The following is a 23127-nucleotide window of genomic DNA, read 5'->3' as shown; positions in this document are numbered from 1 at the left end:
CCTGGAGTACACACCATGAACATCCAAACCGAGGCCGTCCACACGGCCGAATTCCTTCTCTCCGAGGGCAATCGCGAGATCTCGCGCGAGGCCATCACGGTCGCTGCCGGTGATGCGCTGCCTGCAGGACAAATCCTGGGCATCCAGACCACCTCGGGCCATTACGCCGCCTACAGCCCGGCAGCCACCGATGGCACCGAGGTGGCGGTGGGCATCTTGCACGCCGCACTGTCGGCCTCGGCAGACGTACGCAATAGCGTGGCCTTCGTGCGCCTGGCTGAAGTCGCCGCAGCGCGTCTGACGGGGCTGGATGCCGCCGCGATTGCCGATCTCAAAACCCGTCACCTCATTGTGCGTTGACCAGCGTGCGCTAACCCACGTGCCTAACCCATTTCGGAGACTTCCATGCCCCTGACTCTCGACATCTTCAACGACGACGCCTTCGGTGTCGCTTCGCTCACCGCCGCCATCAACAACCCGTCCGAAGGCCAATATGTGCCCACTCTGCTCGACAGCCTCTTTGAGGAAGAAGGCATCATCACGACCTCGGTCATGATCGAGCGCGATGGCGATGCCTTGGCTCTGGTGCCAGCCACCGAGCGCGGTGCACCGGGTGACGTCACCGTGGGATCAAAGCGCGACATGATCCCGTTCTCGACCCTGCACCTGGCTACGACCGGTGCAATCAAGGCCGATGAAGTGCAAGGCGTGCGCGCCTTTGGCAGCGAATCGCAGACGCAGACGGTGCAGAACCTGGTCACCCAGCGCCTGCTCAAAATGCGCCAGCGTCTGGAAGCGACCCTGCGCTACCACCGTTTCGGTGCGGTGACCGGCAAGATCTACGACGCGGACGGTTCGCGCGTCCTGCTGGACTTGCACCAGCGCTTTGGTATCACCGCGCAGTCGGTGGCCATGGCACTGGGCACCGAAACCACCGACTTGCAGCAAAAGATTCGCGATGCCAAGCGCAAGAGCGAGGATGTGATCGGCGACTCGGGCGTGATCACCGGTTGGCTGGGCATTTGCGGTCGTGGCTTCTACGACGCCTTTGTCGGCCACGCCACCGTCAAGCAGGCCTACGACCGCTGGAACGATGGGCAATTCCTGCGTGACGATCTGCGCAAGGGCCTCACCTTCGGCGAGGTGACCTGGAAGGAGTTCTACGGCAAGGTCGGCAGCATCAGCTTCATCGGCGAAAACGATGCCTATCTGATCCCGGTCGGTGTCTCGGAACTCTTCATCACCCGCTATGCGCCAGCCGATTACATGGAGACGGTCAACACCATCGGCCTGCCGCTCTATGCCAAGCAGGAGCTGATGCGCATGAACAAGGGCGTGGCGCTCGAAGCGCAGTCCAACCCGCTGAACCTGTGCACCAAGCCGCGTGCGGTCATCAAGCTCACCAAGTGAGTCGGCTGACATGCAAGACTTTCGTGCCCTCGGCAATGAACTGGATGCCGGCGTGTTCGATACCTTGGCCGATCAGGCGGACATCGCTGGTCGCCCCGTGCGTGGCATGTTCTCCTCTCCGTGGCTCGCCCCCCAGGTGGGGCGCTTGGACACCGGCCTGATTGAGCCGCAGCTCATCGTGCGCGATCTTGATGCGGTTGATGTGGCCAGGGGCACGACCTTGAGCTTTGATGGCCAGACGTTCGAGGTGGTGGGGATCGAGCCGGATGGCACCGGCGTCACCGCTCTGATTCTGAGGCCCATGACATGAGCACGACCCTCAAAGTCGATATCGACGTGGGCAAGGTGCTGGCATTGACCCAGGGTCTGACCGCCAGTGCGAGCCAGGCGGCCTGGCGCCGCACCCTGCGTAAGACCGGGCAGTGGGTCAAAAGCCAGACCGCCAAGGCGGTGAGCGTTGAGACCCGTATCCCGCAAAAGCTGCTGCGCCAGCGCTTGTATTTCTTTCTGCGCTCGCGCGACAGCGGCAAGGTCTGGCTGGGGCTGAATGCCATCGAAGCACACCGCCTGGGCAAACCACGCCAGACCCGTACCGGCATCTCGGTGGGGCGCCATCGCTTTGATCAAGCGTGGCAGATGCGCAAACGCTCACCCGACGGACCACTGTATCGACGCACCACGCAGGCCCGTCGTCCCTATGAAGTGATCAAGGTGGACTGGGCTGGCGCCGGTGAAGCGGCATTTCGACAAGCGGCCGAGCGGGCCGAAGAACGACTGCTGACGGTGCTGCGCCAGGAAGTGAACTACGAAATTCACAAGGCGCTTGCCAAGGCCCGCTGAGGATGTAAACCCCATGATTGATTCGCTTGCCCAATTGCACACCGCAATCGTCAGCGGCCTGCGTGCCAAACTGGACGGGGTGCCCACGGTCGAGGCTTATCCAGTCTTGCAGCGCCGCATCGGCCTGCCTGCCGTGTTGGTGGAACTCGCCGAGATGGAGCCGGGCGATGATCCGGGCAATGGCGCGACGGCACTGATTGGCCGGTTTCAGGCCCGGGCGATTGTTGACCCGAATGCGGCCCACGCCGATTTGCAGGTGCGTGAATTGGCGGCGCGAGTTGCCGTGGCGCTGACCCATCAAACCTGGGGCCTGCCGATCAGCATGGCGAGTCTGGTGCAGATCGGGGACGACGCTTTCAAGCCCGAACTCGATGGGTACCTGGTCTGGGTAGTCGAATGGACCCATGAGTTTCATCTGGGCGAGTTGGTCTGGCCCTACGTCAACGAGAGTGGTCTGGCCATATGGGTCGGCTTCACGCCAAATATCCAGCCTCCTGAGACTTATGAACCCCTGACGGAGGCGTCATGAGCGAGGCTTACGCGATTGGCGAACACGATCGCATGATCGCTGCCATGCTGCAGGCCGGCACCATCGAAATCGTCGACCACAGCACGGCCCGGGCACGGGTGCGCATCGGCAACTGGGTGTCGGCCTATCTGCCGTGGCATGTGCCGGCTGCCGGTGAAGTCCGGATCTGGCGCGCGCCCTCGGTCGGTGAGCAGTGCTTGCTGATCTCACCCTCGGGCATGCCGGAGGCCGGGTTCATCCTGCCGGGCTTTTACACCACCACGCACGGCCAGGCGGATAACCGGGGCCACGTGACGGTGATCCGCATGCCAGACGGCGCGCAGATGCTCTACGACTGGCAGGCAGGTGCATTGCTGGTCGATGGTACCCATAGCGTGACCGTGAAAAACGCCACCACCGTGCTGATCGACAGCGGCGGCCCGGTGACGGTCAAAGCGCCCAGTGTCACCTTGGATGCGCCCGAGACTACGGTCACCGGCAATTTGACGATTGGCGGTGCGCTGGCCCAGGGTGTGTCGGGCGGCTCGGGTGGCGGCAATGCCACCTTCGGCGGCCACGTTCACGCACAAGGCGATGTGACTGCCGGTGGCATCAGCCTGCAGGGTCACACCCACACCGAACAAGGCGACGGCGCGCAAACCAGCGTCGCCCGCTGATCCTTCATTCACCCCAAAAGCAAGCCCGTCCCAGTTCGCGCTGGGCGGGCTTGTGCTTCGGGGTTGTGCTTTTTAAGGAGCACCACATGGCCAAGATCGACACCAAGCCCATATCTACACCTATCCCCACCCCGGATGAGAAAAGTCCCTCAACGGCGACGTACCGCGACCTCGCGTTCAAGAGCCGCACCCTGGTGCTGGCCGATGGCCGCAGCTTTGCCGTTGCGCAGGGACGCATCCAGACCGGTGACACCGCCCTGATCGCCTTTCTGGAAAACCACCCGGAGTTCCAGCGCGAGCCTGATTCGGCCGCCGGAGTGTGAGCCATGGCCCTGATTGGCATGAGCCGTGACAGTGGCCAAGCCCTCACTGGAATCGCCCACCTCAAACAGTCCATCCGCGACATCCTGAGCACGCCTTTGGGGAGCCGGCGCATGCGCCCGGAGTACGGCAGCGAGATTCCCCGCTATGTGGACTTGCCCATCAACAAAGGCTGGATCTCGGCGGTGCAGGCTGAAGCCGCACGCGCCATCGGCCGGTGGGAGCCACGCATTCGCCTGTCGGCGGTGCGCATCACCGGCGTGGTCGATGGGCGGATCGATTTTGTGATCGAAGGACAGTACGAGGCCGCGCCTTTGCTGCTGGAGGTGGCGCTGTGATCGACCTGTCGCAACTGCCCGCACCCGAAGTCGTGGAGCCACTGGATTTCGAGGGCATTTACCAGGACCTGTTGGCGACCTTCCGGGCGCTGATGGGCGAGGGATGGACGGCCCCGCTGGAATCCGACCCGGTCGTGAAATTGCTTGAGCTATGTGCGTACCGCGAGGTACAGCTGCGAGCGCGCATCAACGATGCCGCCCGCTCGGTACTGCTGGCCTACGCCGTGGGTGCGGATCTGGAACAACTGGCGGCCAATGTGAACGTCTCGCGCTTGCTGGTCAGCCCGGGTGATTCAGAGACCTCGCCACCCGTCGATCCCGTCTATGAAAACGACGCCAGCCTGCGTGCCCGGGTGCAGCGGGCCTTCGAAGGTCTGTCAGTGGCCGGTCCCCGTGCGGCCTACGTCTTTCATGCGCTGTCGGCTGATGGGCGTGTGGCCGATGCGTCGGCCGAGAGCCCGGCACCCGCTGAGGTGGTGGTTACGGTGCTTTCGCGAGAAGGCGATGGCAGTGCGGGTGCCGATCTGTTGGACATAGTGAATGCCGCCTTGTCGAGCGAGGAGGTTCGGCCTGTGGCTGATCGTCTCACCGTGCAAGGCGCCCAGATCGTGCCTTATCAGGTCACAGCCACCCTGTGGCTTTATCCCGGGCCGGAGGTCGAGCCCATCCTGGCTGCGGCATTGGCGCAACTGGAAACCTATGTCGGCACGCAGCGCCGGCTTGGTCGCGATATCCGGCGCTCGGCGCTCTTTGCCGCCTTGCATGTGGAAGGCGTGCAGCGTGTGGAACTGCTGCAGCCGTCCGCTGATGTGGTGTTGACGAGCAGCCAGGCTGCGCACTGCACAGCGATCGATGTGTCTGCCGGAGGCTTTGATGAGTAGCGCCTTGCTGCCTGCCAACAGTACACCGCTGGAGCGGCATCTTGCAGAGGCTACCCACCGAACGATGCCGGTGCCGATCGCTGATCTGTGGCGACCCCAGTCTTGTCCGACCCACTTGCTTCCGTATCTCGCCTGGGCACGTTCCGTCGATCGTTGGGATCCCGTTTGGTCGGAAGCGGCCAAGCGCGGCGTCATTGCTTCAGCGTTTTATGTGCATCAGCACAAGGGCACCATCGGCGCGCTGCGCCGGGTGGTCGAGCCTCTGGGCTACCTGATCGAAGTCGTTGAGTGGTGGGAGCGGGTTCCTGTCGGTCCGGCTGGCACCTTCAGCCTTAAGGTCGGCGTGCTCGACACCGGTATCAGCGATGCGATGTACCAGGAGCTCGAGCGTCTGATCGATGACGCCAAGCCGCTCAGCCGACACCTGATTGGTCTGGCCATCAGCCTCGAAGCCCGGAGTATTTGCCCCGTTCACGTGGCGGCCTATGAGGGCGACGAGATGGTTATCTACCCCTATACGCCGGAAGTGGTCGAGGTAGCTGGGCTGGTGTCCATCCAAGGCGCCGACCACACGATCGATCACCTGAATATCTATCCCTGGAGCGCATCACTATGAGTCAAACCTACTTTGCCATCCTGACTGCGATTGGTGAGGCCAAGCTGGCCAATGCCACGGCGCTGGGCATGACGCTGCAACTGACCCAGATGGGCATCGGCGATGGCAACGGCAGCACGCCACTGCCCAACCGCAGCCAGACCGCCCTGGTTCGAGAAAACCGCCGCGCACCCTTGAACCGTCTATTTGTGGATCCAGCCAATGCCAGCCAGATCATCGCCGAGCAGGTGATTCCGGAAGAAATCGGTGGCTGGTGGATTCGCGAGATTGGCCTGTACGACACTGATGGGAACCTGTGCGCGGTGGCCAACTGCCCGGATACCTACAAGCCTGTGCTGGCGGAAGGTTCAGGGCGCACACAGGTGATCCGCATGGTGCTGATCGTGAGCAACACGGCGGCTGTTCAACTGAAGATCGATCCGGCGATCGTGCTGGCCACGCGCAGTTACGTGGATGAGAAAATTTCTTCTGAAATACGCAAGCTTGATTGGAAGCAAAGCGTTCGCGTTGCAACCACAGGGCAAATCGAATTGACAGGGTTGCAAACTGTTGATGGTGTGCTCCTTTTGTCCGGGGATCGAGTATTAGTAAAAGACCAAGCTTCAGCAAGAGAGAATGGAATTTATGTCGCTGAGGCCTCAGCTTGGACGCGGTCGATTGATGCTGATTTGGATTTCAAGGTTACTCCGGGATTATTTGTATTTGTTGAGGAAGGGAATGCTTACGCGGACTCTCTATGGCAATTAATAAGCGATGGCCCGATTTTAATCGGCGGAAGCGATCTTGTTTTTTCTATGACGGCGGGAAGAACTGGTGTTGACTCAGGGGTTTACGATGAAGTTATCGTAAACGCCTACGGAAAAATTATTGGAGGGTCAAATCCGGCAACTCCACCCCGCTTTGATTATTCAACAAAGAAAGCAACTACCGAGTATGTAAAGCAAGCAGGAATTCAGTCGAGTGGGTTTACCGTATTTACGGCCGCAGCTGTCATTCCGGCTATCGCGTGTGGATCGGTGATTCAGGCTGGGCAGGGTTCTGGAAACTACACTCTGACATTGCCGCCGGTATCCAATTGCCCTGCAGGCAGCAGAATCGAAATGGTTTCGACTTCAACCTACGCAGTAAGTGTAATTTCTCAAGTGGGCGACTCCATCGGGTTAGGTTCTTTGACACTCAACCAAAACGATACGCTGCAGTTACAAAGTAATGGCCAGAGTACTTGGTTTGTGGTCGGAGGGACAGTCCTGGCGAATTTGACTCAGCCCGGATTCAAAACCAAGGGACAACAACGATTTACAGCTAATGGGTTGTTCGTCGTTCCAGTTGGTGTAACCCAGATCTACGTTTCTGGCTGCGGCGGCGGTGGCGGTGGTGGGGGTACAGGCGGCGGCAGCTCAACGGGCAGTTGGGTTACCAGCGGCGGCGGCGGAGGTGGCGGTGCTGCACAGTTCGTTATTCGTCAGCCCTTTCCTGTCGTTCCGGCGCAAACACTAACCATAACTATTGGTGGCGCAGGCAGTGGCGGGGCCTCGGGAGGCGTGGGGGGCAACGGGCAGCCAGGAACAGCTGGCGGAAACACGTCCCTCGTGGGAACGGGAGTTTCTTTGGTATTGGCTGGTGGGGGTGGTGGTCAACCAAGTCTAGGGGTTGTTGGATCTAATGTTGCTTCAAGTCCGGGCGGTGCCGGAAACTCCTCGGCAATGCCTGGAGCATATTCACTTGCGATTGGAAATTATGGATATGACTTTCCTGGCATCGGGGGAATGGGAGGAGGTACGCCTTACGGCAACGGCGGTGGTTCCGGGGCCCCCGCATTAGGATTTGGCTCAGGTGGCGGGGGAGCGTCTGGCATGCTCACCGGATCAACTGCATTCGGCAACGCGGGTGCGTCGGGTGCCTCTGGTTTGTTAATAGTCGAGTGGTGAGGGAAATAGAAATGCCCAGATATGCGTATTTCGATAAAAACACAAGAATGGTTCTGCAGTGGATCGACACTGATATACAGTCTTTTATCTTGCCGGAGACATCGTATTTACATGAATGTACTGAAATTGAATGGGAAATGCAGTTTGAGCATGTGGCTTTAATTGAATGCAACGGCAAGCTAAAGCCGTACCTGCAAACCTTGCCGGATACGTCGCATCTTCGAGAGTTAATGGTGCATAAAATTCAATTGGAGCGTGACCGCCGCATGCAATATGGTGGCTATGTTTTAAATGGAAAGTGGTTTCACAGTGACCCGAAAAGCAGGAGCCAGCAGCAAGCGCTTGTTCTTCTGGGTAGCAACTTACCGGCCGGATTGCAGTGGAAAACCATGGATGGCTCCTTTGTTGCCATGACAACCCAGTTGGCGCAGATGCTGTTGGCGGCAGCAATGGCAAGCGATATCGCAATCTTCGAGGCAGCTGAAGCTCACCGTAGTGCAATGGAGACGAGCGTTGATCCAAGCGCCTACGATTTCAGCGCCGGATGGCCTTTGATGTTCGGAGAAGAGGACATGTAACTGATAGCCACCCCAGGCAGATCCTATCGGCCCACCCTTTGCGGTGGGCTTTTTACTTTCCGGAGAACACGATGCCCACTTCCTTCTTCCACGGTGTGACCGTCACCCTGATCGACACCGGTCCGCGCCCGATTGCCATTCCGTCCTCGTCGATCATCGGCCTGGTCGATACCTACACGCCTGCCGAGGGGTTGGCCGAGCCCAACAAGCCCATCCTGCTGACCTCTTACCGTGAGGCGGTGAAGCAGTTTGGTGTGGGCAGCGCGCTGGTCAAGTCGGCGCGCGGCATCTACGCCCAGTCGTCGGCCGTGGTGGTGGCCATCGGTGTGCCTCTGGTCGCTGATGCGGCTGCGCTCACCAGCGCCATCATCGGTGGTGTGACGGTCGATGGGCAGCGCACCGGCATGCAGGCCCTGCTCGACGGCAAGTCCGTCCATAACGCCCAGCCTCGCCTGATCGTCTGCCCAGGTCACTCGGCAACCCAGGCCGTGGCCAGTGCCATGGATGGTTTGGCGGCCAAGCTCAAGGCCATTGCCATCGTGGACGGCCCCAACACCGATGACGAGTCGGCCATTGCCTACTTCAACAACTTTGGCAGCAAGCGCGTTTTTGCGGTCGACCCCTGGCTCAAGGTCTGGGACACCGAGACCGGTGCGGCCAGTACGGTGCCGGTATCCCCGTATGCCGCAGGCCTCTTTGCCCGGATCGATCGTGAGTACGGGTTCTGGGCATCCCCCTCCAACAAGGAGTTCGTCGAGGTCATCGGCACCGCACGCCCGATCGAGTTCTTGGATGGCGACGAGACCTGCCGCGCCAACTTGCTCAATGCCGCCAACATCACCACCGTCATCCGCGATGGCGGCTACCGACTGTGGGGTAACCGCACGCGTTCGGCCGATGCCAAGTGGGCCTTCGTCACTCGGGTGCGCACAGTCGACATCGTCATGGACGCCATCCTCTATGGCCACAAATGGGCGGTGGATCGCGCCATCACCAAGACCTACGTCAAGGACGTGACCGAAGGGCTGCAGGCCTTCATGCGTGATCTGAAAGCGCAGGGCGCCATCATCAATTTCGAGGTCTATCCCGACCCCGAACTCAACACCGCGAGCCAGCTCGAGCAAGGCCGCGTGTACTGGAACATCCGCTTCACCGACGTGCCTCCCGCAGAAAACCCCACCTTCCGGGTCGAGGTCACGAACCAGTGGATTACCGAAGTTCTCGACATTTAAGGAGCCCGCACCGTGATCCCGCAAACCCTCTACAACCTCAATCTCTTCATCGATGGCGTGAATTTCGCCGGCATCGCCACCCAGGTCACGCCGCCCAAACTCAAGATCAAGGCCGAAGATTACCGGGGTGGCGGCATGGACGCGCCAATCAAGATGGATCTCGGCCTCGAGGCGCTGGAAGCCAACTTCGCGCTGTCGGGCATCTCCATTGACGCGCTGCGTTTCTTTGGCCTGGCCGACCAGAGCGCCTTCAATGGCGTCTTCCGGGGCGCTTTCCGCACCCACAAGGGTGAGGTGCAGTCCTGCGTCGTGACCCTGCGCGGCATGTTGACCGAAATCGACATGGGCGACTGGAAGCCCTCGGACAAGGCCGAAACCAAATTCAGCCTGGCCTGCAGCTACTACAAGCTCGAGCTCGATGGCCTGCTGATCTATGAGATCGACCCGATCGCCTCGGTACGCATCGTGGATGGCCGCGATCAACTGGCCGACATCCGTGCCGCCCTGGGTCTGTAACCCACTTCCTATCACGCCATCACACCAACGGAGACCCACTCATGGACCACCTGACCATCAAATTGCAGCATCCGACCGAATTCGACGGTATTCGCCGTGACACGCTGACCCTGCGCGCGCCGCTCGTGCGTGACATGCGCCTGGCCTCGCGCCAGGCGCCCAATGACGCTGAAGAGCGTGAGCTGATCCTGTTCGGGATTCTGGCGGGCGTTGCACCCAAGGATCTGGAGGGCATGCGCTTTACCGACTACAAGTGGCTGCAAGACAGCTACTTTCGCCTGGTGTCCGCTCGCCCGGATGACCGTGCCCCTGCTGAGCCTGCTGATGAAGCGACTGGCGCGGGAACTGCACTTCCCGCCCTCTGAGATTGATGCCCTGGATCTTAGGGATGCCCTGTGGTGGCTGGAGGACTGAATGAAACGCGATATTGCACTGGGTATCGTCATCGGCGGTGCGGTCGATGGATCGCTCGGCCGGGCGGTGAACGATACCCAGTCACGAATCACTCGCCTCAAGCAGACCGCCGAGCAGCAACGCCTGTGGCAACGCACGATTGGCGAGACGCAGCGCCTGCAAGTCGAGTTTCGCAAACTGCACCTGAGCGGTGATGCGGCGGCTGACGGCATTCGCAAGAAGATCGAGAGCAATCTGACCGTTCTGCGGCAGGCTGGTATCGAAGCGGACAACCTGGATCGTGCTTATCAGCGGCTTGGCCGCACAGCGCGAGGACTGGCGCTGCAGGCCGTTGGCCGAGAACGCATCGGTCAGGGCGTTACGCAGGGGGGTGAAGCGGTGGGTGATGCCCTCAAGCTGACCGCCACGGTGGCGGTACCGGCCACCATCTCAGCCAATTACCAGGCCATCGTGCGCGACATGGCGATCAAGGCCGGTATCGCCGGCACGGCCCGCGAAACACAAATCGGTGAGCAGATCGCACAAAGTGCTCTGGCCAGCGGCATGGGGCGCAACGAACTAGCCGAGGCGGTCAATCAGTTGGTTGGTGGCGGCATGGATCTGGAGCGTGCCACGGCCTTTGCACCGCTGCTGGCCAAGTTCGCCGTGGGCCAGGGTTCTGGCAGTGTCGATACTGCGCGCATGATCGGCGCACTGGAGCAAAACGCCAGAATCAGTGACCCGGCCCAGATGCAACAAGCCCTGGAGGCAATCGCCTACCTGGGCAAGGAAGGATCGTTCGAATCCTCGGATATGGCGCGCTGGTTTCCGGAACTGCTGGCGGAGATGCAGAAGATTGGCATCACCGGCCAGGACTCGGTCAATCAACTGGGCGCCATGCTGCAGGTTCAGATGAAGGTCTCCGGCTCACCGGATCAGGCGGCCAACAATCTGAAGAACTGGTTCTCCAAGATCGGTTCGCCCGAGACCCAGCGGCGCTACGCCGATGCCGGTATCGATTACGCTGCCATGATGCAAGAGGCCATCGGCAAGGGCTGGAGCACCATGGAGTCCTCCTTTGTGCTGGCCCGGGCCTACATCGAACAGGCCGATCCCCAGCGCGCCCAGCAAGTCTCTGCGGCGGCGCAACGCATCGGTGAGGAACGCGATCCGGCCAAGCAGCAGGCCATGCTGCAAGCCTTCGAGGCCACCATGAAAACCGGTGACCTCTTTGCCGACATGCAGGTCAAGGCGGCGCTGACCGCCTACATGCAAAACGCCGATCTGTACCAGCGGCTCAAGCAAAACGCGGCACGGGCCAGTGGTGAAATCGAACAAGACCTGATTGCCCGGCGCGGAACCTCCAAGCAGATCTGGAGCGAAGTCACCCAAGCATGGGACGAAGCCTTGCGCCGTATCGGGGACGCCTTGCGCCCGGTGACCGACACCGTTGGTCAAGCACTGGGTTCCGTGGGTCGGGCGCTGGCCACGCTGGTCGCGCAGGCACCCATGGTGGTCGCCGGTCTCGCCACGGTTGCTGGAGGGCTGGTGGTTCTCAAAGGCGCCCGTGCCGCCTGGAACATCGGGCGCGGTGCGCTTGATCTGGCGCGGGGCACGCTCATGGCGGGTCGATCCGGCAGAGCCCCAGGCATGCCTGGCCTGTCCGGCGAGCTGGGTAATCTGGCGAGTGTGCTTACCGGTGGGGCAGCTACTGGGGCGCAGCCTGTGTTCGTGACCAACTGGCCAGGTGCCGGTGCCTTGCCTGATCTGCTGGGGCGGTCTGTTCCGGGCGCGGGCAAGCCTTCCGGATCGCCCGCAGGCGGTATGGCCCGTGCGGGTGGCGCTTTGGGGCGGGTCGGAGGCTGGCTGGGTAAGGCCGGTGGCCGACTGGGTGGTGCACTGGCCATTGGCTCGGCCGCGTATCAGGTCTTTGATACCGCCAAGAACGCCACCACCCGCGAAGAAAAGGCTCAGGGTTACGGCGGTGCGGCCGGCACGCTGGCTGGCGGCTTGGCCGGCGCTAAGCTCGGTGCCGCAGTCGGCGCACTGGGCGGCCCCATCGGTATCGCGATTGGCGGTTTGCTGGGTGGCGCCATTGGCTCTTTCGCCGGTGACAAGCTGGGCGGCTGGTTGGGCAAGTCGCTGGTGGCGAGCCAACCACCTAAAGCGTCCCCAACATTGGCGGCCACGCCGGTGCCACCCAATCTTGCGCCACTGGTTGCGGCCGGCGCTGCGCCACCTGTATCCAAAGCAGCGACAACGCCCGTGGCCAAGGCACCCGCTGTGCCGCAACAGGTGAATTTCTCGCCCACTCTGCAAATTACCGTCAAGGGCGACGTGAAAGACCCCCGGCAACTGGCCAACGAGTTGATGCCGCACCTGAAACGGCTGTTCGAGCAGTTTCAGCAACAAAACCAGCGAGCCGCCTGGTTCGACGGCGCGCATGTGTGAGGTAACTGATGACCCTGTCTTCCATCACCCAATGGGTCTCGCAGGCCAGCTCATCGGTCGCGCGCGCTACCAGCCATGCGCAGCGACTCGGACAACTGGCGCAGGCGGCCCGGCCGGCAGAGAGCATCTTCAGATTGGCAGCCAACACATCCTCCGAGCTCACGCGCGGCGCCAATGCCCTCAAAAGCCTGGTGACTCTGCTTCCTACCGCCAGCGTGACGGCCTTCGAACGCAGCGCCCTGGGCCGGGGGATGGCCAGCGTGCAGGCCGGGCTGGCCGATATCAATCGCGCCACGCAGCGGATCGGCAGCCTGATCGATACCGCCCAGTCGGGCGCCAAGCGTCTGGACTCAGCGGTGCGATCGGTGCAAAGCGCAGCGACCTCGGTGGCGACGCAATTGGGCGCACTCAAAGCCCAACTGGGCAGCGCGGGCACCACGGCACCGCTGGTATCGCCCACGGCCTCGAGCTCACGCCTGGTTGCGGGGACCGGCATGCCGACGCTCTCCAGTGCCCGGTCACACCTGTTGGTGCTGGTCGCCGAACAAGGTGAGCGTTTCTACTTTGGCCTGAACACAGCGGCTTTCGACAGCCTGCGCCGGCAAAGCCAATACAACATCGCCACCCAGGAGCGTCTGGGGCGACCGCAGGCCCTGCAAGCGGTCAATCAGGGCGGTGAGTCGCTCACGCTCTCAGGCGTGATCTTTGCGCAGATGGCAGGCATGACCCAACTGAACGCATTGCGCCGGATCGGATTTCAGATGAAACCGGTCGAGCTCATCGCCGGCCACGGCGAAACCCTGGGGCGCTGGTATTTGGCCAGCGTCTCTGAAGATCAAAGCGACCTGATGGCCGACGGCGCACCGCGCAAACAGACCTTTACCGTGGAATTCAAACGCTATGGCGACGACTATCAAAACCTCTGATGGCGATGTGCTCGATCGCCTCTGTCACCGACACTATGGTCATCTGATGGGCGCGGTCGAGGCGGTATTGGAGGCCAATCCGGGACTGGCTGCACGCGCTCAGCCCTTTGTCTCCGGTGTCGTCATCCATTTACCGGACCTGGCTCCGGCGCGCACCGACGTGATCAACCTGTGGGACTGAGCGATGCGTGCCATCTTCCAGGTCATTGCTAACGCCCAGGACATCACCGATCTGCTCAAAGACCGCTTGATCAGCCTGCAACTGACCGACCGAGCCGGACTGCAGTCGGACGAGTGCGAAATCCGGCTAGACGACCGTGACGACCGGATTGCCTTCCCCAGGAAAGGCGCACTGCTGCGCATCTCTCTGGGCTGGGAAGGTCAGGGGCTGAGCTTCATGGGCGCCTACACCGTGGACGAGATCGAATTCTCTGGTCCGCCACGCACCCTGGTCATTCGCGGCAAGCCGGCGGACATGGCAGGTCTTGCCAAAAGCCCACGCCAGCACGCCTGGGAGAACGTGCCGCTGTCGCAAATCATTCGGGAAGTCGCTGCACGCAATCGCTGGCAGGCGGTCTGCTCGATCACCACGACGGTGCCACGGGCCGACCAGATCGGCGAGTCGGACTTGAACTTCCTGACCCGCCTGGCGCGTCAATACAACGCCACGGCCACACTGAAGGACCGCAAGCTCGTGGTCCTGCCGCGCGCTGACGGTAAGACCGCCTCGGGTAAAAGCCTGCCGGTGATCCGCCTGTCACCAACCGAAGTGATCAGCTATCGCCTGACCTTCCCCGACCGGGGCAGCGTTGGTGCGGTCAAAACTCAGGCGCACGACACGAAGACCGGCAAAAAGATCGACATCGTCATCCCCAACCCGGATGCCCCGGTCGGCTCCAGCAGCGCTACGCACACTGATCGACACATCTATCCGAATCCCAGCGCTGCCAAGGCTGCAGCCAAAGGCAAATTGGCCGGCATGAACCGGCAGACCGCCAGCGGCCAATTGGAGTTGCGAGGCCGCTCCGATCTAGCCGCCGAGAAGTCGGTCGAGTTGCAGGGGTTCAAGCAAGAAGTCGACGCCATGTACCTGATCGAGTCGGTCACCCATCAGCTGGCCGGTCAAAGCTGGAGCATGTCAGTGGAAATCTCAGCCGGCAAGTCAGGCAAGGCCAAAGCTGGGCACAACAAACCCTCTCAACGCAAAGCGACCGTTGCCATCCCCAGCGCCCCGTGACCTGCCAATCCCTTTTACCCCATCGACCCCGCCCCCGTGCGGGGTTTCTTGTTTCTGGAGACCGTGATGAACACACCGAACACCCGAGACGGCTGGGTATCCATGCCGCTGGACGAATTTGAGCGATTGATCGAGGACGCTGCCGAACGCGGCGCCAAGCGCGCCATGACCGATGTCGGTCTGGATGGCGAAAGCGCAGCCGCCGACATCCGTGAATTGCGTGGACTGCTCGAAGCCTTCAACACCGCCAAGCACACCGTCTGGCAGACCTTGGTACGCATGGTGACCACGGGCTTCATCTTGGCCTTGGTTGCCGGCGCGCTGATCAAGTTGAAGTTCTTTGGGGGACACTGATCATGCTGACCCTGCTCGGATCACTGCTGGGCTTCCTCAGCAGCACCTTCCCGGAATTCCTCAAGCTGTTTCGCGACAGCCAGGACCGCAAACACGAACTGGCCATCCTGGATCGGCAGATGGAGCAGCAGCGGCTGGGCCACAGCCAGCGCCTGGAAGAAATCCAGATTGCGGCTGATGTTGCCGAAAGTCAGGCGCTCTACAGCTATGCCAACCATCCTACGGGCTCGCCTTGGGTGGAAGCGTTACAGGCGTCGGTGCGTCCGGTCATCACCTATGCCTTCTTTCTGGTCTTTGCGGTGGTGAAGGTCTCGGCCTTGGCCACTTTGCTGCAAACCGACGGCGTCACGCTCGCAGCAGCCCTGCAGGCCACTTGGGACGACGAAACCCAGGCGCTCTTTGCTGCAGTAATGTCTTTCTGGTTCGGCAGCCGTCAGATCAATAAGATGCGCCGGGGTGGTTGATGCGTCACGTCACCGAAGCAGGACTTAACCTGATCAAGCGGTTTGAAGGCTTCAGTCCCACCATTTACATCTGCCCGGCCGGCTATCCGACCATCGGCTACGGCCATGTCGTACTGGCTCATGAACAGGATCAGTTCGCAGCGGGCATTATGCAAGCCGACGCCACAGAGCTTCTGCGCAAGGACGTGAGGATCGCCGAGCGAGCCGTGCTGCGGCTGATCTCGGTGCCCCTTACGGCCGGGCAGTTTGATGCGCTGGTGTCTTTCACGTTTAACCTTGGCGCCGGGGCACTGCAGCGGTCGACGCTGCGGCGGAAGGTGAACCGTGGCGAACACGAACACGTCCCTACTGAGCTGATGAAGTGGGTCTGGTCAAATGGGAAGCGTCTCCGGGGATTGATTATTCGTCGTCGTGAAGAAGCCTTTGCTTATTCGGAGTTGCGCTTCGAAAAAAGAAAACGGTGAGCCGCTGAAATAATCGCCGCAAAAATAAAGGGTAGCGATAAAGCAAGAGCATAATTCCCTGCGGCCATGTGCTTGGTTATTTCATAGTAGCCATCACCCAAAGACACAATGTACTGCGAGAAGCCAAACGCAGCGAAAAATGCCCCAATAAGCAAAACCGATTTTTCTTTATCACTTAAAAGAGATTTTTTTTTGACCAACAGAAAGCTCGCGGCAAGTAAGGCAAGGAGTATAAAATAATTCAATCCTTTCGCGAAAAATTTCGGCCACAGATTAAAAACAGTGCTTTCAGAAAAGTTGGGGGTGTTTTTAATTCCTTTACCTAGGTATTCGAGCCGTGTTGCTCTTCCTTCTTCGAATAGCTTTGCAATCATTCTAAATCCAACACTTGGGTGGTCGCCTATCAACTTAACGACATCAGCATAGCTTGCATTTGATGTTTCCATGCATTTTTGCCCAAGTGGGCTAAAAGCAGAAACTCCTATACATTCATGAAAAACAGGTTTCCCGCCAATTGACTGAATGGATGAAGCTTCAGTATTTGGTAATACTTTAAGAGCTCCAAAGTAAAGGGCGTGATAAGAGTTAATTTTTTCGTACTTCCCAAAGTATACCGGCAGCAACGATACTGTCTGCAAGAGAATGGTGATCAAGATTAATTTAATTAATTCCTTTTTTGATGAAATAAATGGAATCAAAAATAAAAGAGATAGTGTTGGCAAATAAAAGTAAGCAGTCTTTGCTGCGCCGATAAACGCCGCGCACAATAGAATCCCAAAACCAGTCTTGGTGCTTTGATTTGCGCAAAATTTTAAAAGCAGAAACCCCAGAAGAGGCAAGAAAACAATTGCGATTTGCTCTTCATAAAATGAGTTTAAAAAAGCAATCCAGCTTGAGTCAATCAGTATGAGGCCAAAGATTGCGATGAATATCCACGCAGCGATATTCGATACCTTATGTCTAAGGTGATGTGCAATAGTTAGAAAGACTGCGCACAGGATTAGTCTTGACAATATTGACCCTGAGATGATTGAGTAGTATGAGCTTTCAGCGCCAATCAATGTTGACAAATAAGCTTGAGATAGCAAATAAAGCTTATAGGATGAAACTGAGAAAAAATTTTCTGTATTGGGCCAGTTCTGCAGAAAAACCCATTTATCGTGCCATTCGCTAAAAAAGCGCCTCCTCCATTCTTCACTTTCTGCGGCTGGCCACATTGTTGAAAAATCATGCGGCTTTTCAAATAAGAATCCGACGCTTCTTGAGAAGTCGCCATTATCAGCATAGCCGGTTAAAAGATGCAGCAGACTGAGCGCAATGAATACCCCAAGCGCTATGTGGTAAAAAAATGGTTCTAGTTTTTTGTGGATATTCTGCATGCGTTTTGCTTTTGAGTTGCTGGCCAACGAATCTCAAATGTCTAGCTTGTTGAAAATCGCGCGAGGCAAATGTCGAATTATGCTCATGATAAGCAACCATTTTCTCGGGGTGTAAACTAGGGGTTTTTCTGCTTCAATCGCATCCACAATTTGCTTTGCGACATCTTCAACAGGCGCCAACTTGGCACCCTTACCCTTGAGGTGAGCCGTCATTGGGGTATCAGTCGGACCAGGCTTGATCAGCACTACCTTGACGCCGCTACCCGCAAAACGGTGCTGCAACCCTTGGGCATAGCGCGTAACCAGTCCTTTGGCAGCACCGTAAACATAGTTGGACTTGCGCCCCCTGTCGCCTGCCACGGAACCAATCAAAGCAATGGTGCCGTGGTTGGCTTTTTCCATCTCTTTAGCAAAGGCCTCGGCATAGAGGACGGGTGACACCCCGTTGATCTCCAGTGCGTCGCGGCAAGACTGAAGATCATTCTGGCACTCGGTTTGCTCTGGCAGTGATCCATGCGCAATCAAGACGATATCGACGCGCCCCGATTTGACGATATCCAAAACAGTGGCGTTTATGGCTTCAGGGTCCAGAAACTCAGCCTGGACAACACTAATCTCGGATTGCGGGCTCCGCACCTTGAGGTCTGTTGCAACCCGCTCAATGCGCTGGGTATCGCGGCCCACCAAAGTCAGGTCGACTGGCTGCTTTTCCAGCCAGAGCCTGGCGCAGTGCTCGGCGATTGCCGAGGTGGCGCCAATAATGACGATTCTCTTCTTGTTGTTCATTCAACTTCCCATCAAACGGCGTGAGAGACCAGAGCTAATGCCCGGGTCTCGGTATTTCATGAATTCAGTCAGGCGTGGATAGCCTGCTTCAAAGAGTTCTCTGGGCATTCGCGCATCTTTGGCCGGATAGAGGCGACCCTTCGCTTCACGCACGACGGCATCAAGGCGCTCGAATAGCTTGTGCGTGCGATCCCCATGATTCGGAAAGTCCAGTGCCAGCGTGACCCCTGGCTGTGGGAAGCTCAGCATCCCCACCTGCTGGCGGTTGCCAAACGTCTTCAGGACAGCGAGGAACGAACCATCTCCCGATCGGGCGATTTCTTTGAGCATGGCCTGAACCGCGTCTTGCCCAACTTCGCGTGGAACCACACTCTGGTACTGGAAGAAGCCCTTCGGGCCGTACATCCGGTTCCACTCGAGCAGGTTGTCCAACGGGTAGAAAAACGGCTCGTAGTGAGCAATAGCACGCCCGGCCTGCCACTTTTTGAGGTGGTAGTAGGCCAAGTTGAAGGGGCGCAGCGACAGCCGATTGACCAGGGAAACGGGTGGCACCATCGGCATGGTCAGCTTACGCCCCTGAGGTGCCGGGCGATCTCCCACATTGGTAGGGTTGCCGCGCATGAACAAGCCGCGCCCGCCGCCCCCTGTAATGCAGTCAATCCAGGACACCGTGTGTTCCCAATCGGCCTCGGAATCGTCCGCGAGCTGGAAAAACTCGTCCAGGTTGGCATAGGGCACGGTCTCGGTGTCTAGCCATGGTCCAGCCACACGGCGCAATTGGATCTCGGCTTGAGTGATCACCCCAGTCAGGCCCAATCCACCAACAGTGGCGGCAAACCAATCTGGCCGCTCATTCGGACCACACTGTATGACTTCACCATCGGTTCGAATGAGGGTAAGGCTCTGTACGTGATCGCCGAAAGAACCTAGTACGTGATGGTTCTTGCCGTGGACATCGTTGGCAATCGCACCCCCAACCGTCACCAGTTGGGTCCCCGGCGTCACGGGCAGAATCCAGCCGCGTGGAATGACCAGCCGCTGGATGTCCCGCAGCAGCACGCCAGCCTCACACACCAAGCTCCCAGTGTTGTCGTTGAATGCGATGAAATGGTCAAGCCCGGTCGTGATCCAGAGCGTACCTTCAGGATTCAGGCAGACGTCTCCGTAACTGCGACCCATGCCGTGGGCCACACCCGGGTCGGCCCCATGGCAAACCAGCGCCTTAACCCTGGAGGGATCATTCAGACCGACGACATGATGAGGATCGGCGCTCAAGCGCCCCCAAGAGGTAACCGGCTTCATACGGCCTCCGTGCGGAAGACGTAACGCTTGTCGAGGTGGTACTTGGTCAGGTAGCCGATCGCAAGACCAATAACGCCGCCGAGATAGCGCATTTCCTTGGTCTCGAAGATGTGATGGAAGCCGAACTCGAAGCCCCAGAAGATCACGGTCGTGGCCAGGCCCATGACGGTATAGAGGGCGAAGGTCTGGGTGTCGTGGGCGACGCTGCGTGCCCGGAAGCGGAAGATGTAGCGCTTGTCGAGGATGTACTTGACGACAAGACCAACGCCTGTGCCCACGGCGACCGAGGCCAGGATGTCGAATGCGCCGCTGTAGGTACGGATGACAATATCCTGAGCGGCAATGTTTGCTGCAGTTGCGATTAGTGCGAAAATGGCATAGTTAATCGCCAGCTTAGACGAGGCAAACATTCAATGATAGCACCGAGGTTCGAAAATAATGCATGATACCGTAATGGCCCGCTCGCCTCTAGCTCAGATGCTGGGCTTAATCAAGCTGATGCGGCCAAAGCAGTGGGTCAAGAACGGCTTTGTTCTGGCGCCGTTGGTGTTTTCTGGGGCGTTTTTGGATGCTGGTGCCGTCAGTCATGCCCTTTTGGCCGTGCTGCTGTTTTGTTTCGCCTCGTCGGCGACCTACATCATCAACGACATGCACGACATCGAGCGTGACCGTCGTCACCCCAAGAAGTCCAAGACCCGCCCCCTGGCGGCCGGGATCGTCTCGGTACCTGCTGCGCTGATCTTGCTCGCAGCCCTCTACGCCGTGCTGGTGTGGGGCTGGTTCGTTGCCCCAAAGGTGGTGATGGTTATCGCGGCCTATCTGGTGCTGAACCTGGCCTACACCTTCGTGCTCAAGCACCAGCCTGTGGTCGACATCTTCACCATCGCCATTGGTTTTGTTCTGCGCGTCTATGCAGGCGCCATGGCATTGGACGTGCCCGTGTCCTCATGGATGTTCATCACGACCCTTTGCCTGGCGCTGTACCTGGCCGCTGTTAAACGCCGCCAGGAGCTCAGCCAAAGTGGCACCGAGGGCCGCAAGGTGCTGGAGAAGTACTCCGTTTCGCTGGTGGATCGCTACGCTGAGATGTCGGCAACCGGGGCGCTGCTGTTCTACAGCATGTTCGTGATGTCCGCCAAGCCCGATTTGGTCATCACGGTTCCCTTGGTTCTGTTCGGCCTGTTCCGCTACTGGTTCGTGGTGGAGGCCCTTGATGGCGGCGAATCGCCAACCGATGCACTGCTGGCTGACTGGCAGCTGTTGCTGACCGTGGTGCTGTGGGTGGCTGCCTGCGGCTGGGCACTTTGGCCGGTGCAGGGGTGATCATGGATTTGTCTTACGCACTGACCCCATTTCTGGCTTGGCTCGTTGCCGGAGTCTCAAAATTCATCATCAATAGCATCAAGGCCAAGCAGCTCGCGTTCGGCCTCATCGGCTACGGTGGTTTACCCAGCAACCACAGCGCGATCGTCAGTAGCATGGCTGCGCTCATTGCCCTCAAGGAGGGTATCGGACACCCGGCTTTCGGTGTGGCCATTACGCTGGCGTTTATTGTGATGCTGGATGCAAATAGCCTGCGCCGGCAGGTGGGCAAGCATGCCGTGGCTATCAACAAGTTGGCGGCCAGGGCATCTGATCATCAGACCCTGCGCGAGCGCATGGGCCACACCCGATTGGAAATTGCCGCAGGCATCGCCGTGGGTATCGCGGTTGCCGCCGCAGTGAACGTGATGTTGGCTTGATGGATGAATCACGGACGGCCGATGCTCGGGCGATAAACCAATCTACCCCGAGCCGCATTCCAGTTCGATCGATATCCTTGGCCATCGTAGTGGCGGTGGTGATGTACGTCGGCATGGCGACCCTGGCGAATTGGACAGCGTTTGGTGCTGCAGTCTCGGCGCTACCCGGTTTGCTTTGGGTGCAGGTGGTGGCACTCTCCATACTGAGCTATCTCCTTCGGTTTGCCCGCTGGCATCATTTCATCGTTGCTCTGGGACACAAGGTTCCGATCCTTCGTAACCTCGAAATCTACCTGGCGGCATTTGCGCTGACGCTCACACCGGGCAAGGCTGGAGAAACGATCCGATCCGTTTATCTCCATCCCTACGGCGTCAGCTATCCACACAGTATCGGTGCCTTCGTCTCGGAGCGGCTTCTGGACTTGGTCGCAGTGGAGGCTCTAGCGTTGCTGGCGGTATCGATGTTCCCGGAATATCGGCTGTGGATGTTTGCCGCGATCGCCTGCATCGTTATCGTCATTCTGCTGCTCCGCTCGCGCCTGCTCAGCTTGATAGGAAGGCGAGCCGCAGGCAGCTCAGTCGTTGGCGATGCGGCAAACCTGGTTGCTACTGTTCGTTTTCTATTGTCGGGTAGGCGCGTCGCTATGGCTGCACCTTTGAGTCTTATGGCCTGGATGGCGCAGGGCGTCTCGCTGTACTTGATTGTTCATGCTCTCGGCTATGAATTAACCGCCAGCACGGCCGTCACGATTTACTGCCTGAGCATCCTGGCCGGTGCTGCGTCGTTTATCCCTGGGGGGCTGGGGGCGACAGAAGCCGCTATCGTGTTGCTTCTGTCGGCGACAGGCGTTGGCCAGACGGATGCCATCACCGCATCACTGATCAGTCGCAGTCTCACGCTGTGGCTCGCGGTTGGCATTGGCGTTGTGGCGATGACCAAAACGGCGGTCGTTATTCAGCAGACGCGTTCGGTACAAAGGGGAGAGTAGTCATGGTCATGGGGTTCAGAGAGTTCTGCGACTACGAGTGGTTTAGCTTTACGATGGAAAACTATGTCGTTCACATCTTGTTCTCGAAGTCAGAGCCAGGCCCATTACTCGAGGGGAAAAGCAAATATGTTGAGCTGGGTGGCGTGTATTCAGCTCAACTGCACCAAGCGCACACCTCTGTAGGGCAAACGCACATCCATGTTTACGCAAGGAATAATCAGCTCTTTGCGATGAATCACGACGGCTCAGCACACGACCGAAGTCACGGCTCACAAATTCCGAATAAGGTCGCACAAGCAATTACGCAAAAATTTCCCAACTTCACGCTACCCAAAGACAACTACATAGAGAGCGCGCCATCAGGAATCGTTAACGCTTTCGGCCATCAGCTACTTCTTGGATAGGCGACTGTTCTGGTTTGAATTTAGGGGCGTGAATCATTGCGTACTATCGGCGTACCCTGACGACCTTTGCAATGTCGCGGAACTCGGCAGTGGATGACACCAGACATTCGTTTTCATAAGCCTCGATGTCGCACAGACGGTAGATGACCTTGCCTGGTAGCTGGATGTACTTTGGTCCGCTGCCGTTGACGCGCCAGCGCTCCAGCGTCTTGGGTGTTGGAACGGGAAAGTTGGTGACCGGTCTCGAACGTCCAAAAGTGATCGAACCAAGCAGATTTACAGGTGGGATGCGGCCCGGTTAAACTTTTCGCATCTGCTAGCAAGAGTACGCGCAACCTGTTTTGCGTACATTCATGCTACTGTCGGTGGCGGGCGAGTGTCCCACCACCAA

30 protein-coding genes are annotated in these 23127 nt (G+C 58.9%); 26 read left to right on the top strand and 4 right to left on the bottom strand.

The annotated features are described in order from the left end of the window. Positions 1 to 15: 15 nt before the first annotated feature. From ACEU5R_RS19365 to ACEU5R_RS19260, 22 genes are all read left to right on the top strand, one after another. On the top strand, positions 16 to 360 hold the full coding sequence (locus ACEU5R_RS19365) for a head decoration protein (RefSeq protein WP_392411279.1): 345 nt from the start codon (positions 16 to 18) through the stop codon (positions 358 to 360). Between the two features lie 45 nt (positions 361 to 405). Continuing rightward, on the top strand, positions 406 to 1410 hold the full coding sequence (locus ACEU5R_RS19360; RefSeq protein ID WP_392411278.1) for a major capsid protein: 1005 nt from the start codon (positions 406 to 408) through the stop codon (positions 1408 to 1410). Positions 1411 to 1420: 10 nt separating this feature from the next. Beyond that, positions 1421 to 1720: a hypothetical protein gene (locus ACEU5R_RS19355; RefSeq protein ID WP_392411277.1), complete on the top strand. Its 300-nt coding sequence runs from the start codon at positions 1421 to 1423 to the stop codon at positions 1718 to 1720. Then, positions 1717 to 2250 carry a phage tail protein gene (locus ACEU5R_RS19350; RefSeq protein WP_392411276.1) on the top strand — a complete coding sequence of 178 codons (534 nt, stop codon included), beginning with the start codon at positions 1717 to 1719 and terminating at the stop codon, positions 2248 to 2250. Before ACEU5R_RS19355 ends, ACEU5R_RS19350 begins: the two co-directional genes overlap by 4 nt. A 13-nt stretch (positions 2251 to 2263) precedes the next feature. Continuing rightward, positions 2264 to 2779 carry a hypothetical protein gene (locus ACEU5R_RS19345; protein WP_392411275.1) on the top strand — a complete coding sequence of 172 codons (516 nt, stop codon included), beginning with the start codon at positions 2264 to 2266 and terminating at the stop codon, positions 2777 to 2779. Further along, positions 2776 to 3435 carry a phage baseplate assembly protein V gene (locus ACEU5R_RS19340; RefSeq protein ID WP_392411274.1) on the top strand — a complete coding sequence of 220 codons (660 nt, stop codon included), beginning with the start codon at positions 2776 to 2778 and terminating at the stop codon, positions 3433 to 3435. Before ACEU5R_RS19345 ends, ACEU5R_RS19340 begins: the two co-directional genes overlap by 4 nt. An 86-nt stretch (positions 3436 to 3521) precedes the next feature. Next, entirely contained in the window at positions 3522 to 3758 is a 237-nt protein-coding gene (locus ACEU5R_RS19335) for a hypothetical protein (RefSeq protein ID WP_392411273.1), read from the top strand. 3 nt (positions 3759 to 3761) lie between these two features. Continuing rightward, positions 3762 to 4094, top strand: coding sequence for a GPW/gp25 family protein (locus ACEU5R_RS19330; RefSeq protein WP_202324347.1), 333 nt, complete (start codon positions 3762 to 3764; stop codon positions 4092 to 4094). Further along, positions 4091 to 4975: a baseplate J/gp47 family protein gene (locus ACEU5R_RS19325; RefSeq protein ID WP_392411272.1), complete on the top strand. Its 885-nt coding sequence runs from the start codon at positions 4091 to 4093 to the stop codon at positions 4973 to 4975. Before ACEU5R_RS19330 ends, ACEU5R_RS19325 begins: the two co-directional genes overlap by 4 nt. Beyond that, positions 4968 to 5591 (top strand): phage tail protein I, encoded by a 624-nt coding sequence (locus tag ACEU5R_RS19320; RefSeq protein WP_392411270.1) that lies wholly within the window; start codon positions 4968 to 4970, stop codon positions 5589 to 5591. Before ACEU5R_RS19325 ends, ACEU5R_RS19320 begins: the two co-directional genes overlap by 8 nt. Then, positions 5588 to 7519: a phage tail protein gene (locus tag ACEU5R_RS19315; RefSeq protein ID WP_392411269.1), complete on the top strand. Its 1932-nt coding sequence runs from the start codon at positions 5588 to 5590 to the stop codon at positions 7517 to 7519. Before ACEU5R_RS19320 ends, ACEU5R_RS19315 begins: the two co-directional genes overlap by 4 nt. 11 nt (positions 7520 to 7530) lie before the next feature. After that, positions 7531 to 8097 carry a DUF4376 domain-containing protein gene (locus ACEU5R_RS19310; RefSeq protein WP_392411268.1) on the top strand — a complete coding sequence of 189 codons (567 nt, stop codon included), beginning with the start codon at positions 7531 to 7533 and terminating at the stop codon, positions 8095 to 8097. Positions 8098 to 8168: 71 nt separating this feature from the next. Then, a complete protein-coding gene (locus ACEU5R_RS19305; protein ID WP_392411266.1) occupies positions 8169 to 9329 on the top strand; it encodes a phage tail sheath subtilisin-like domain-containing protein in 1161 nt (386 codons plus the stop codon). Positions 9330 to 9341: 12 nt separating this feature from the next. Next, a complete protein-coding gene (locus tag ACEU5R_RS19300) occupies positions 9342 to 9845 on the top strand; it encodes a phage major tail tube protein (protein ID WP_273625015.1) in 504 nt (167 codons plus the stop codon). Between the two features lie 41 nt (positions 9846 to 9886). After that, entirely contained in the window at positions 9887 to 10210 is a 324-nt protein-coding gene (locus ACEU5R_RS19295) for a phage tail assembly protein (RefSeq protein WP_392411265.1), read from the top strand. A 49-nt stretch (positions 10211 to 10259) separates the two neighbouring features. After that, positions 10260 to 12689 carry a phage tail tape measure protein gene (locus ACEU5R_RS19290; RefSeq protein ID WP_392411264.1) on the top strand — a complete coding sequence of 810 codons (2430 nt, stop codon included), beginning with the start codon at positions 10260 to 10262 and terminating at the stop codon, positions 12687 to 12689. Between the two features lie 8 nt (positions 12690 to 12697). Next, on the top strand, positions 12698 to 13615 hold the full coding sequence (locus tag ACEU5R_RS19285; RefSeq protein ID WP_392411263.1) for a phage tail protein: 918 nt from the start codon (positions 12698 to 12700) through the stop codon (positions 13613 to 13615). Beyond that, positions 13590 to 13796 (top strand): tail protein X, encoded by a 207-nt coding sequence (locus tag ACEU5R_RS19280; protein ID WP_392411262.1) that lies wholly within the window; start codon positions 13590 to 13592, stop codon positions 13794 to 13796. Before ACEU5R_RS19285 ends, ACEU5R_RS19280 begins: the two co-directional genes overlap by 26 nt. A gap of 3 nt (positions 13797 to 13799) precedes the next feature. Further along, a complete protein-coding gene (locus ACEU5R_RS19275) occupies positions 13800 to 14852 on the top strand; it encodes a phage late control D family protein (RefSeq protein WP_392411261.1) in 1053 nt (350 codons plus the stop codon). Positions 14853 to 14918: 66 nt separating this feature from the next. After that, the gene (locus tag ACEU5R_RS19270) at positions 14919 to 15206 is read left to right on the top strand and encodes a DUF6127 family protein (RefSeq protein ID WP_313011941.1); all 288 of its coding nucleotides are present in this window, start codon (positions 14919 to 14921) and stop codon (positions 15204 to 15206) included. A gap of 2 nt (positions 15207 to 15208) precedes the next feature. Next, positions 15209 to 15670: a hypothetical protein gene (locus ACEU5R_RS19265; protein ID WP_313011943.1), complete on the top strand. Its 462-nt coding sequence runs from the start codon at positions 15209 to 15211 to the stop codon at positions 15668 to 15670. After that, on the top strand, positions 15670 to 16134 hold the full coding sequence (locus ACEU5R_RS19260; protein ID WP_392411260.1) for a lysozyme: 465 nt from the start codon (positions 15670 to 15672) through the stop codon (positions 16132 to 16134). The genes ACEU5R_RS19265 and ACEU5R_RS19260 overlap by 1 nt, the downstream gene beginning before the upstream one ends. Here the strand turns inward: ACEU5R_RS19260 and ACEU5R_RS19255 are convergent. Genes ACEU5R_RS19255 through ACEU5R_RS19240 form a run of 4 tightly spaced genes read right to left on the bottom strand, consistent with a single transcriptional unit; the run spans position 16098 to position 20011 of the window. Continuing rightward, positions 16098 to 17513, bottom strand: coding sequence for a hypothetical protein (locus ACEU5R_RS19255; RefSeq protein ID WP_392411259.1), 1416 nt, complete (start codon positions 17511 to 17513; stop codon positions 16098 to 16100). The genes ACEU5R_RS19260 and ACEU5R_RS19255 overlap by 37 nt on opposite strands. A gap of 33 nt (positions 17514 to 17546) precedes the next feature. Then, a complete protein-coding gene (locus tag ACEU5R_RS19250; RefSeq protein ID WP_392411258.1) occupies positions 17547 to 18299 on the bottom strand; it encodes an SDR family NAD(P)-dependent oxidoreductase in 753 nt (250 codons plus the stop codon). After that, positions 18300 to 19601, bottom strand: a complete 1302-nt coding sequence (locus ACEU5R_RS19245; protein ID WP_392411257.1) for an FAD-binding protein — start codon at positions 19599 to 19601, stop codon at positions 18300 to 18302. It lies immediately after the preceding gene. Further along, complete coding sequence (locus tag ACEU5R_RS19240; RefSeq protein WP_392411256.1) at positions 19598 to 20011, bottom strand: GtrA family protein; 414 nt, start codon at positions 20009 to 20011, stop codon at positions 19598 to 19600. Before ACEU5R_RS19240 ends, ACEU5R_RS19245 begins: the two co-directional genes overlap by 4 nt. A gap of 43 nt (positions 20012 to 20054) precedes the next feature. Between ACEU5R_RS19240 and ACEU5R_RS19235 the strand changes: the two genes are divergently transcribed. The 4 genes from ACEU5R_RS19235 (at position 20055) to ACEU5R_RS19220 (ending at position 22736) form a co-directional block, all read left to right on the top strand. Beyond that, entirely contained in the window at positions 20055 to 20924 is an 870-nt protein-coding gene (locus ACEU5R_RS19235) for a decaprenyl-phosphate phosphoribosyltransferase (RefSeq protein ID WP_392411254.1), read from the top strand. A 2-nt stretch (positions 20925 to 20926) separates the two neighbouring features. Then, positions 20927 to 21343 (top strand): divergent PAP2 family protein, encoded by a 417-nt coding sequence (locus ACEU5R_RS19230; protein WP_313011956.1) that lies wholly within the window; start codon positions 20927 to 20929, stop codon positions 21341 to 21343. Between the two features lie 77 nt (positions 21344 to 21420). Next, on the top strand, positions 21421 to 22332 hold the full coding sequence (locus ACEU5R_RS19225) for a YbhN family protein (RefSeq protein WP_392411253.1): 912 nt from the start codon (positions 21421 to 21423) through the stop codon (positions 22330 to 22332). A gap of 2 nt (positions 22333 to 22334) precedes the next feature. Beyond that, positions 22335 to 22736 (top strand): hypothetical protein, encoded by a 402-nt coding sequence (locus tag ACEU5R_RS19220; RefSeq protein WP_392411251.1) that lies wholly within the window; start codon positions 22335 to 22337, stop codon positions 22734 to 22736. Positions 22737 to 23127: the final 391 nt, after the last annotated feature.

This window comes from Achromobacter sp. 413638 (assembly GCF_043119405.1).
Taxonomy (GTDB): Bacteria; Pseudomonadota; Gammaproteobacteria; order Burkholderiales; family Burkholderiaceae_B; genus Achromobacter.
The sequence above is the reverse complement of the archived record's forward strand: the minus strand, read 5'-3'. Positions and strand labels throughout refer to the sequence as shown.

What these genes read in the sequence shown, in the direction of transcription:
- ACEU5R_RS19260 (WP_392411260.1), top strand. Translation starts at nt 15,670, where the DNA reads ATGCGTCACGTCACCGAAGCAGGACTTAACCTGATCAAGCGGTTTGAA.
- ACEU5R_RS19235 (WP_392411254.1), top strand. Translation starts at nt 20,055, where the DNA reads ATGGCCCGCTCGCCTCTAGCTCAGATGCTGGGCTTAATCAAGCTGATG.
- ACEU5R_RS19345 (WP_392411275.1), top strand. Translation starts at nt 2,264, where the DNA reads ATGATTGATTCGCTTGCCCAATTGCACACCGCAATCGTCAGCGGCCTG.
- ACEU5R_RS19360 (WP_392411278.1), top strand. Translation starts at nt 406, where the DNA reads ATGCCCCTGACTCTCGACATCTTCAACGACGACGCCTTCGGTGTCGCT.
- ACEU5R_RS19320 (WP_392411270.1), top strand. Translation starts at nt 4,968, where the DNA reads ATGAGTAGCGCCTTGCTGCCTGCCAACAGTACACCGCTGGAGCGGCAT.
- ACEU5R_RS19340 (WP_392411274.1), top strand. Translation starts at nt 2,776, where the DNA reads ATGAGCGAGGCTTACGCGATTGGCGAACACGATCGCATGATCGCTGCC.
- ACEU5R_RS19285 (WP_392411263.1), top strand. Translation starts at nt 12,698, where the DNA reads ATGACCCTGTCTTCCATCACCCAATGGGTCTCGCAGGCCAGCTCATCG.
- ACEU5R_RS19335 (WP_392411273.1), top strand. Translation starts at nt 3,522, where the DNA reads ATGGCCAAGATCGACACCAAGCCCATATCTACACCTATCCCCACCCCG.
- ACEU5R_RS19265 (WP_313011943.1), top strand. Translation starts at nt 15,209, where the DNA reads ATGCTGACCCTGCTCGGATCACTGCTGGGCTTCCTCAGCAGCACCTTC.
- ACEU5R_RS19255 (WP_392411259.1), bottom strand. Translation starts at nt 17,513, where the DNA reads ATGCAGAATATCCACAAAAAACTAGAACCATTTTTTTACCACATAGCG.
- ACEU5R_RS19330 (WP_202324347.1), top strand. Translation starts at nt 3,762, where the DNA reads ATGGCCCTGATTGGCATGAGCCGTGACAGTGGCCAAGCCCTCACTGGA.
- ACEU5R_RS19315 (WP_392411269.1), top strand. Translation starts at nt 5,588, where the DNA reads ATGAGTCAAACCTACTTTGCCATCCTGACTGCGATTGGTGAGGCCAAG.
- ACEU5R_RS19305 (WP_392411266.1), top strand. Translation starts at nt 8,169, where the DNA reads ATGCCCACTTCCTTCTTCCACGGTGTGACCGTCACCCTGATCGACACC.
- ACEU5R_RS19350 (WP_392411276.1), top strand. Translation starts at nt 1,717, where the DNA reads ATGAGCACGACCCTCAAAGTCGATATCGACGTGGGCAAGGTGCTGGCA.
- ACEU5R_RS19220 (WP_392411251.1), top strand. Translation starts at nt 22,335, where the DNA reads ATGGTCATGGGGTTCAGAGAGTTCTGCGACTACGAGTGGTTTAGCTTT.
- ACEU5R_RS19355 (WP_392411277.1), top strand. Translation starts at nt 1,421, where the DNA reads ATGCAAGACTTTCGTGCCCTCGGCAATGAACTGGATGCCGGCGTGTTC.
- ACEU5R_RS19270 (WP_313011941.1), top strand. Translation starts at nt 14,919, where the DNA reads ATGAACACACCGAACACCCGAGACGGCTGGGTATCCATGCCGCTGGAC.
- ACEU5R_RS19275 (WP_392411261.1), top strand. Translation starts at nt 13,800, where the DNA reads ATGCGTGCCATCTTCCAGGTCATTGCTAACGCCCAGGACATCACCGAT.
- ACEU5R_RS19310 (WP_392411268.1), top strand. Translation starts at nt 7,531, where the DNA reads ATGCCCAGATATGCGTATTTCGATAAAAACACAAGAATGGTTCTGCAG.
- ACEU5R_RS19295 (WP_392411265.1), top strand. Translation starts at nt 9,887, where the DNA reads ATGGACCACCTGACCATCAAATTGCAGCATCCGACCGAATTCGACGGT.
- ACEU5R_RS19245 (WP_392411257.1), bottom strand. Translation starts at nt 19,601, where the DNA reads ATGAAGCCGGTTACCTCTTGGGGGCGCTTGAGCGCCGATCCTCATCAT.
- ACEU5R_RS19365 (WP_392411279.1), top strand. Translation starts at nt 16, where the DNA reads ATGAACATCCAAACCGAGGCCGTCCACACGGCCGAATTCCTTCTCTCC.
- ACEU5R_RS19230 (WP_313011956.1), top strand. Translation starts at nt 20,927, where the DNA reads ATGGATTTGTCTTACGCACTGACCCCATTTCTGGCTTGGCTCGTTGCC.
- ACEU5R_RS19240 (WP_392411256.1), bottom strand. Translation starts at nt 20,011, where the DNA reads ATGTTTGCCTCGTCTAAGCTGGCGATTAACTATGCCATTTTCGCACTA.
- ACEU5R_RS19250 (WP_392411258.1), bottom strand. Translation starts at nt 18,299, where the DNA reads ATGAACAACAAGAAGAGAATCGTCATTATTGGCGCCACCTCGGCAATC.
- ACEU5R_RS19280 (WP_392411262.1), top strand. Translation starts at nt 13,590, where the DNA reads ATGGCGACGACTATCAAAACCTCTGATGGCGATGTGCTCGATCGCCTC.
- ACEU5R_RS19290 (WP_392411264.1), top strand. Translation starts at nt 10,260, where the DNA reads ATGAAACGCGATATTGCACTGGGTATCGTCATCGGCGGTGCGGTCGAT.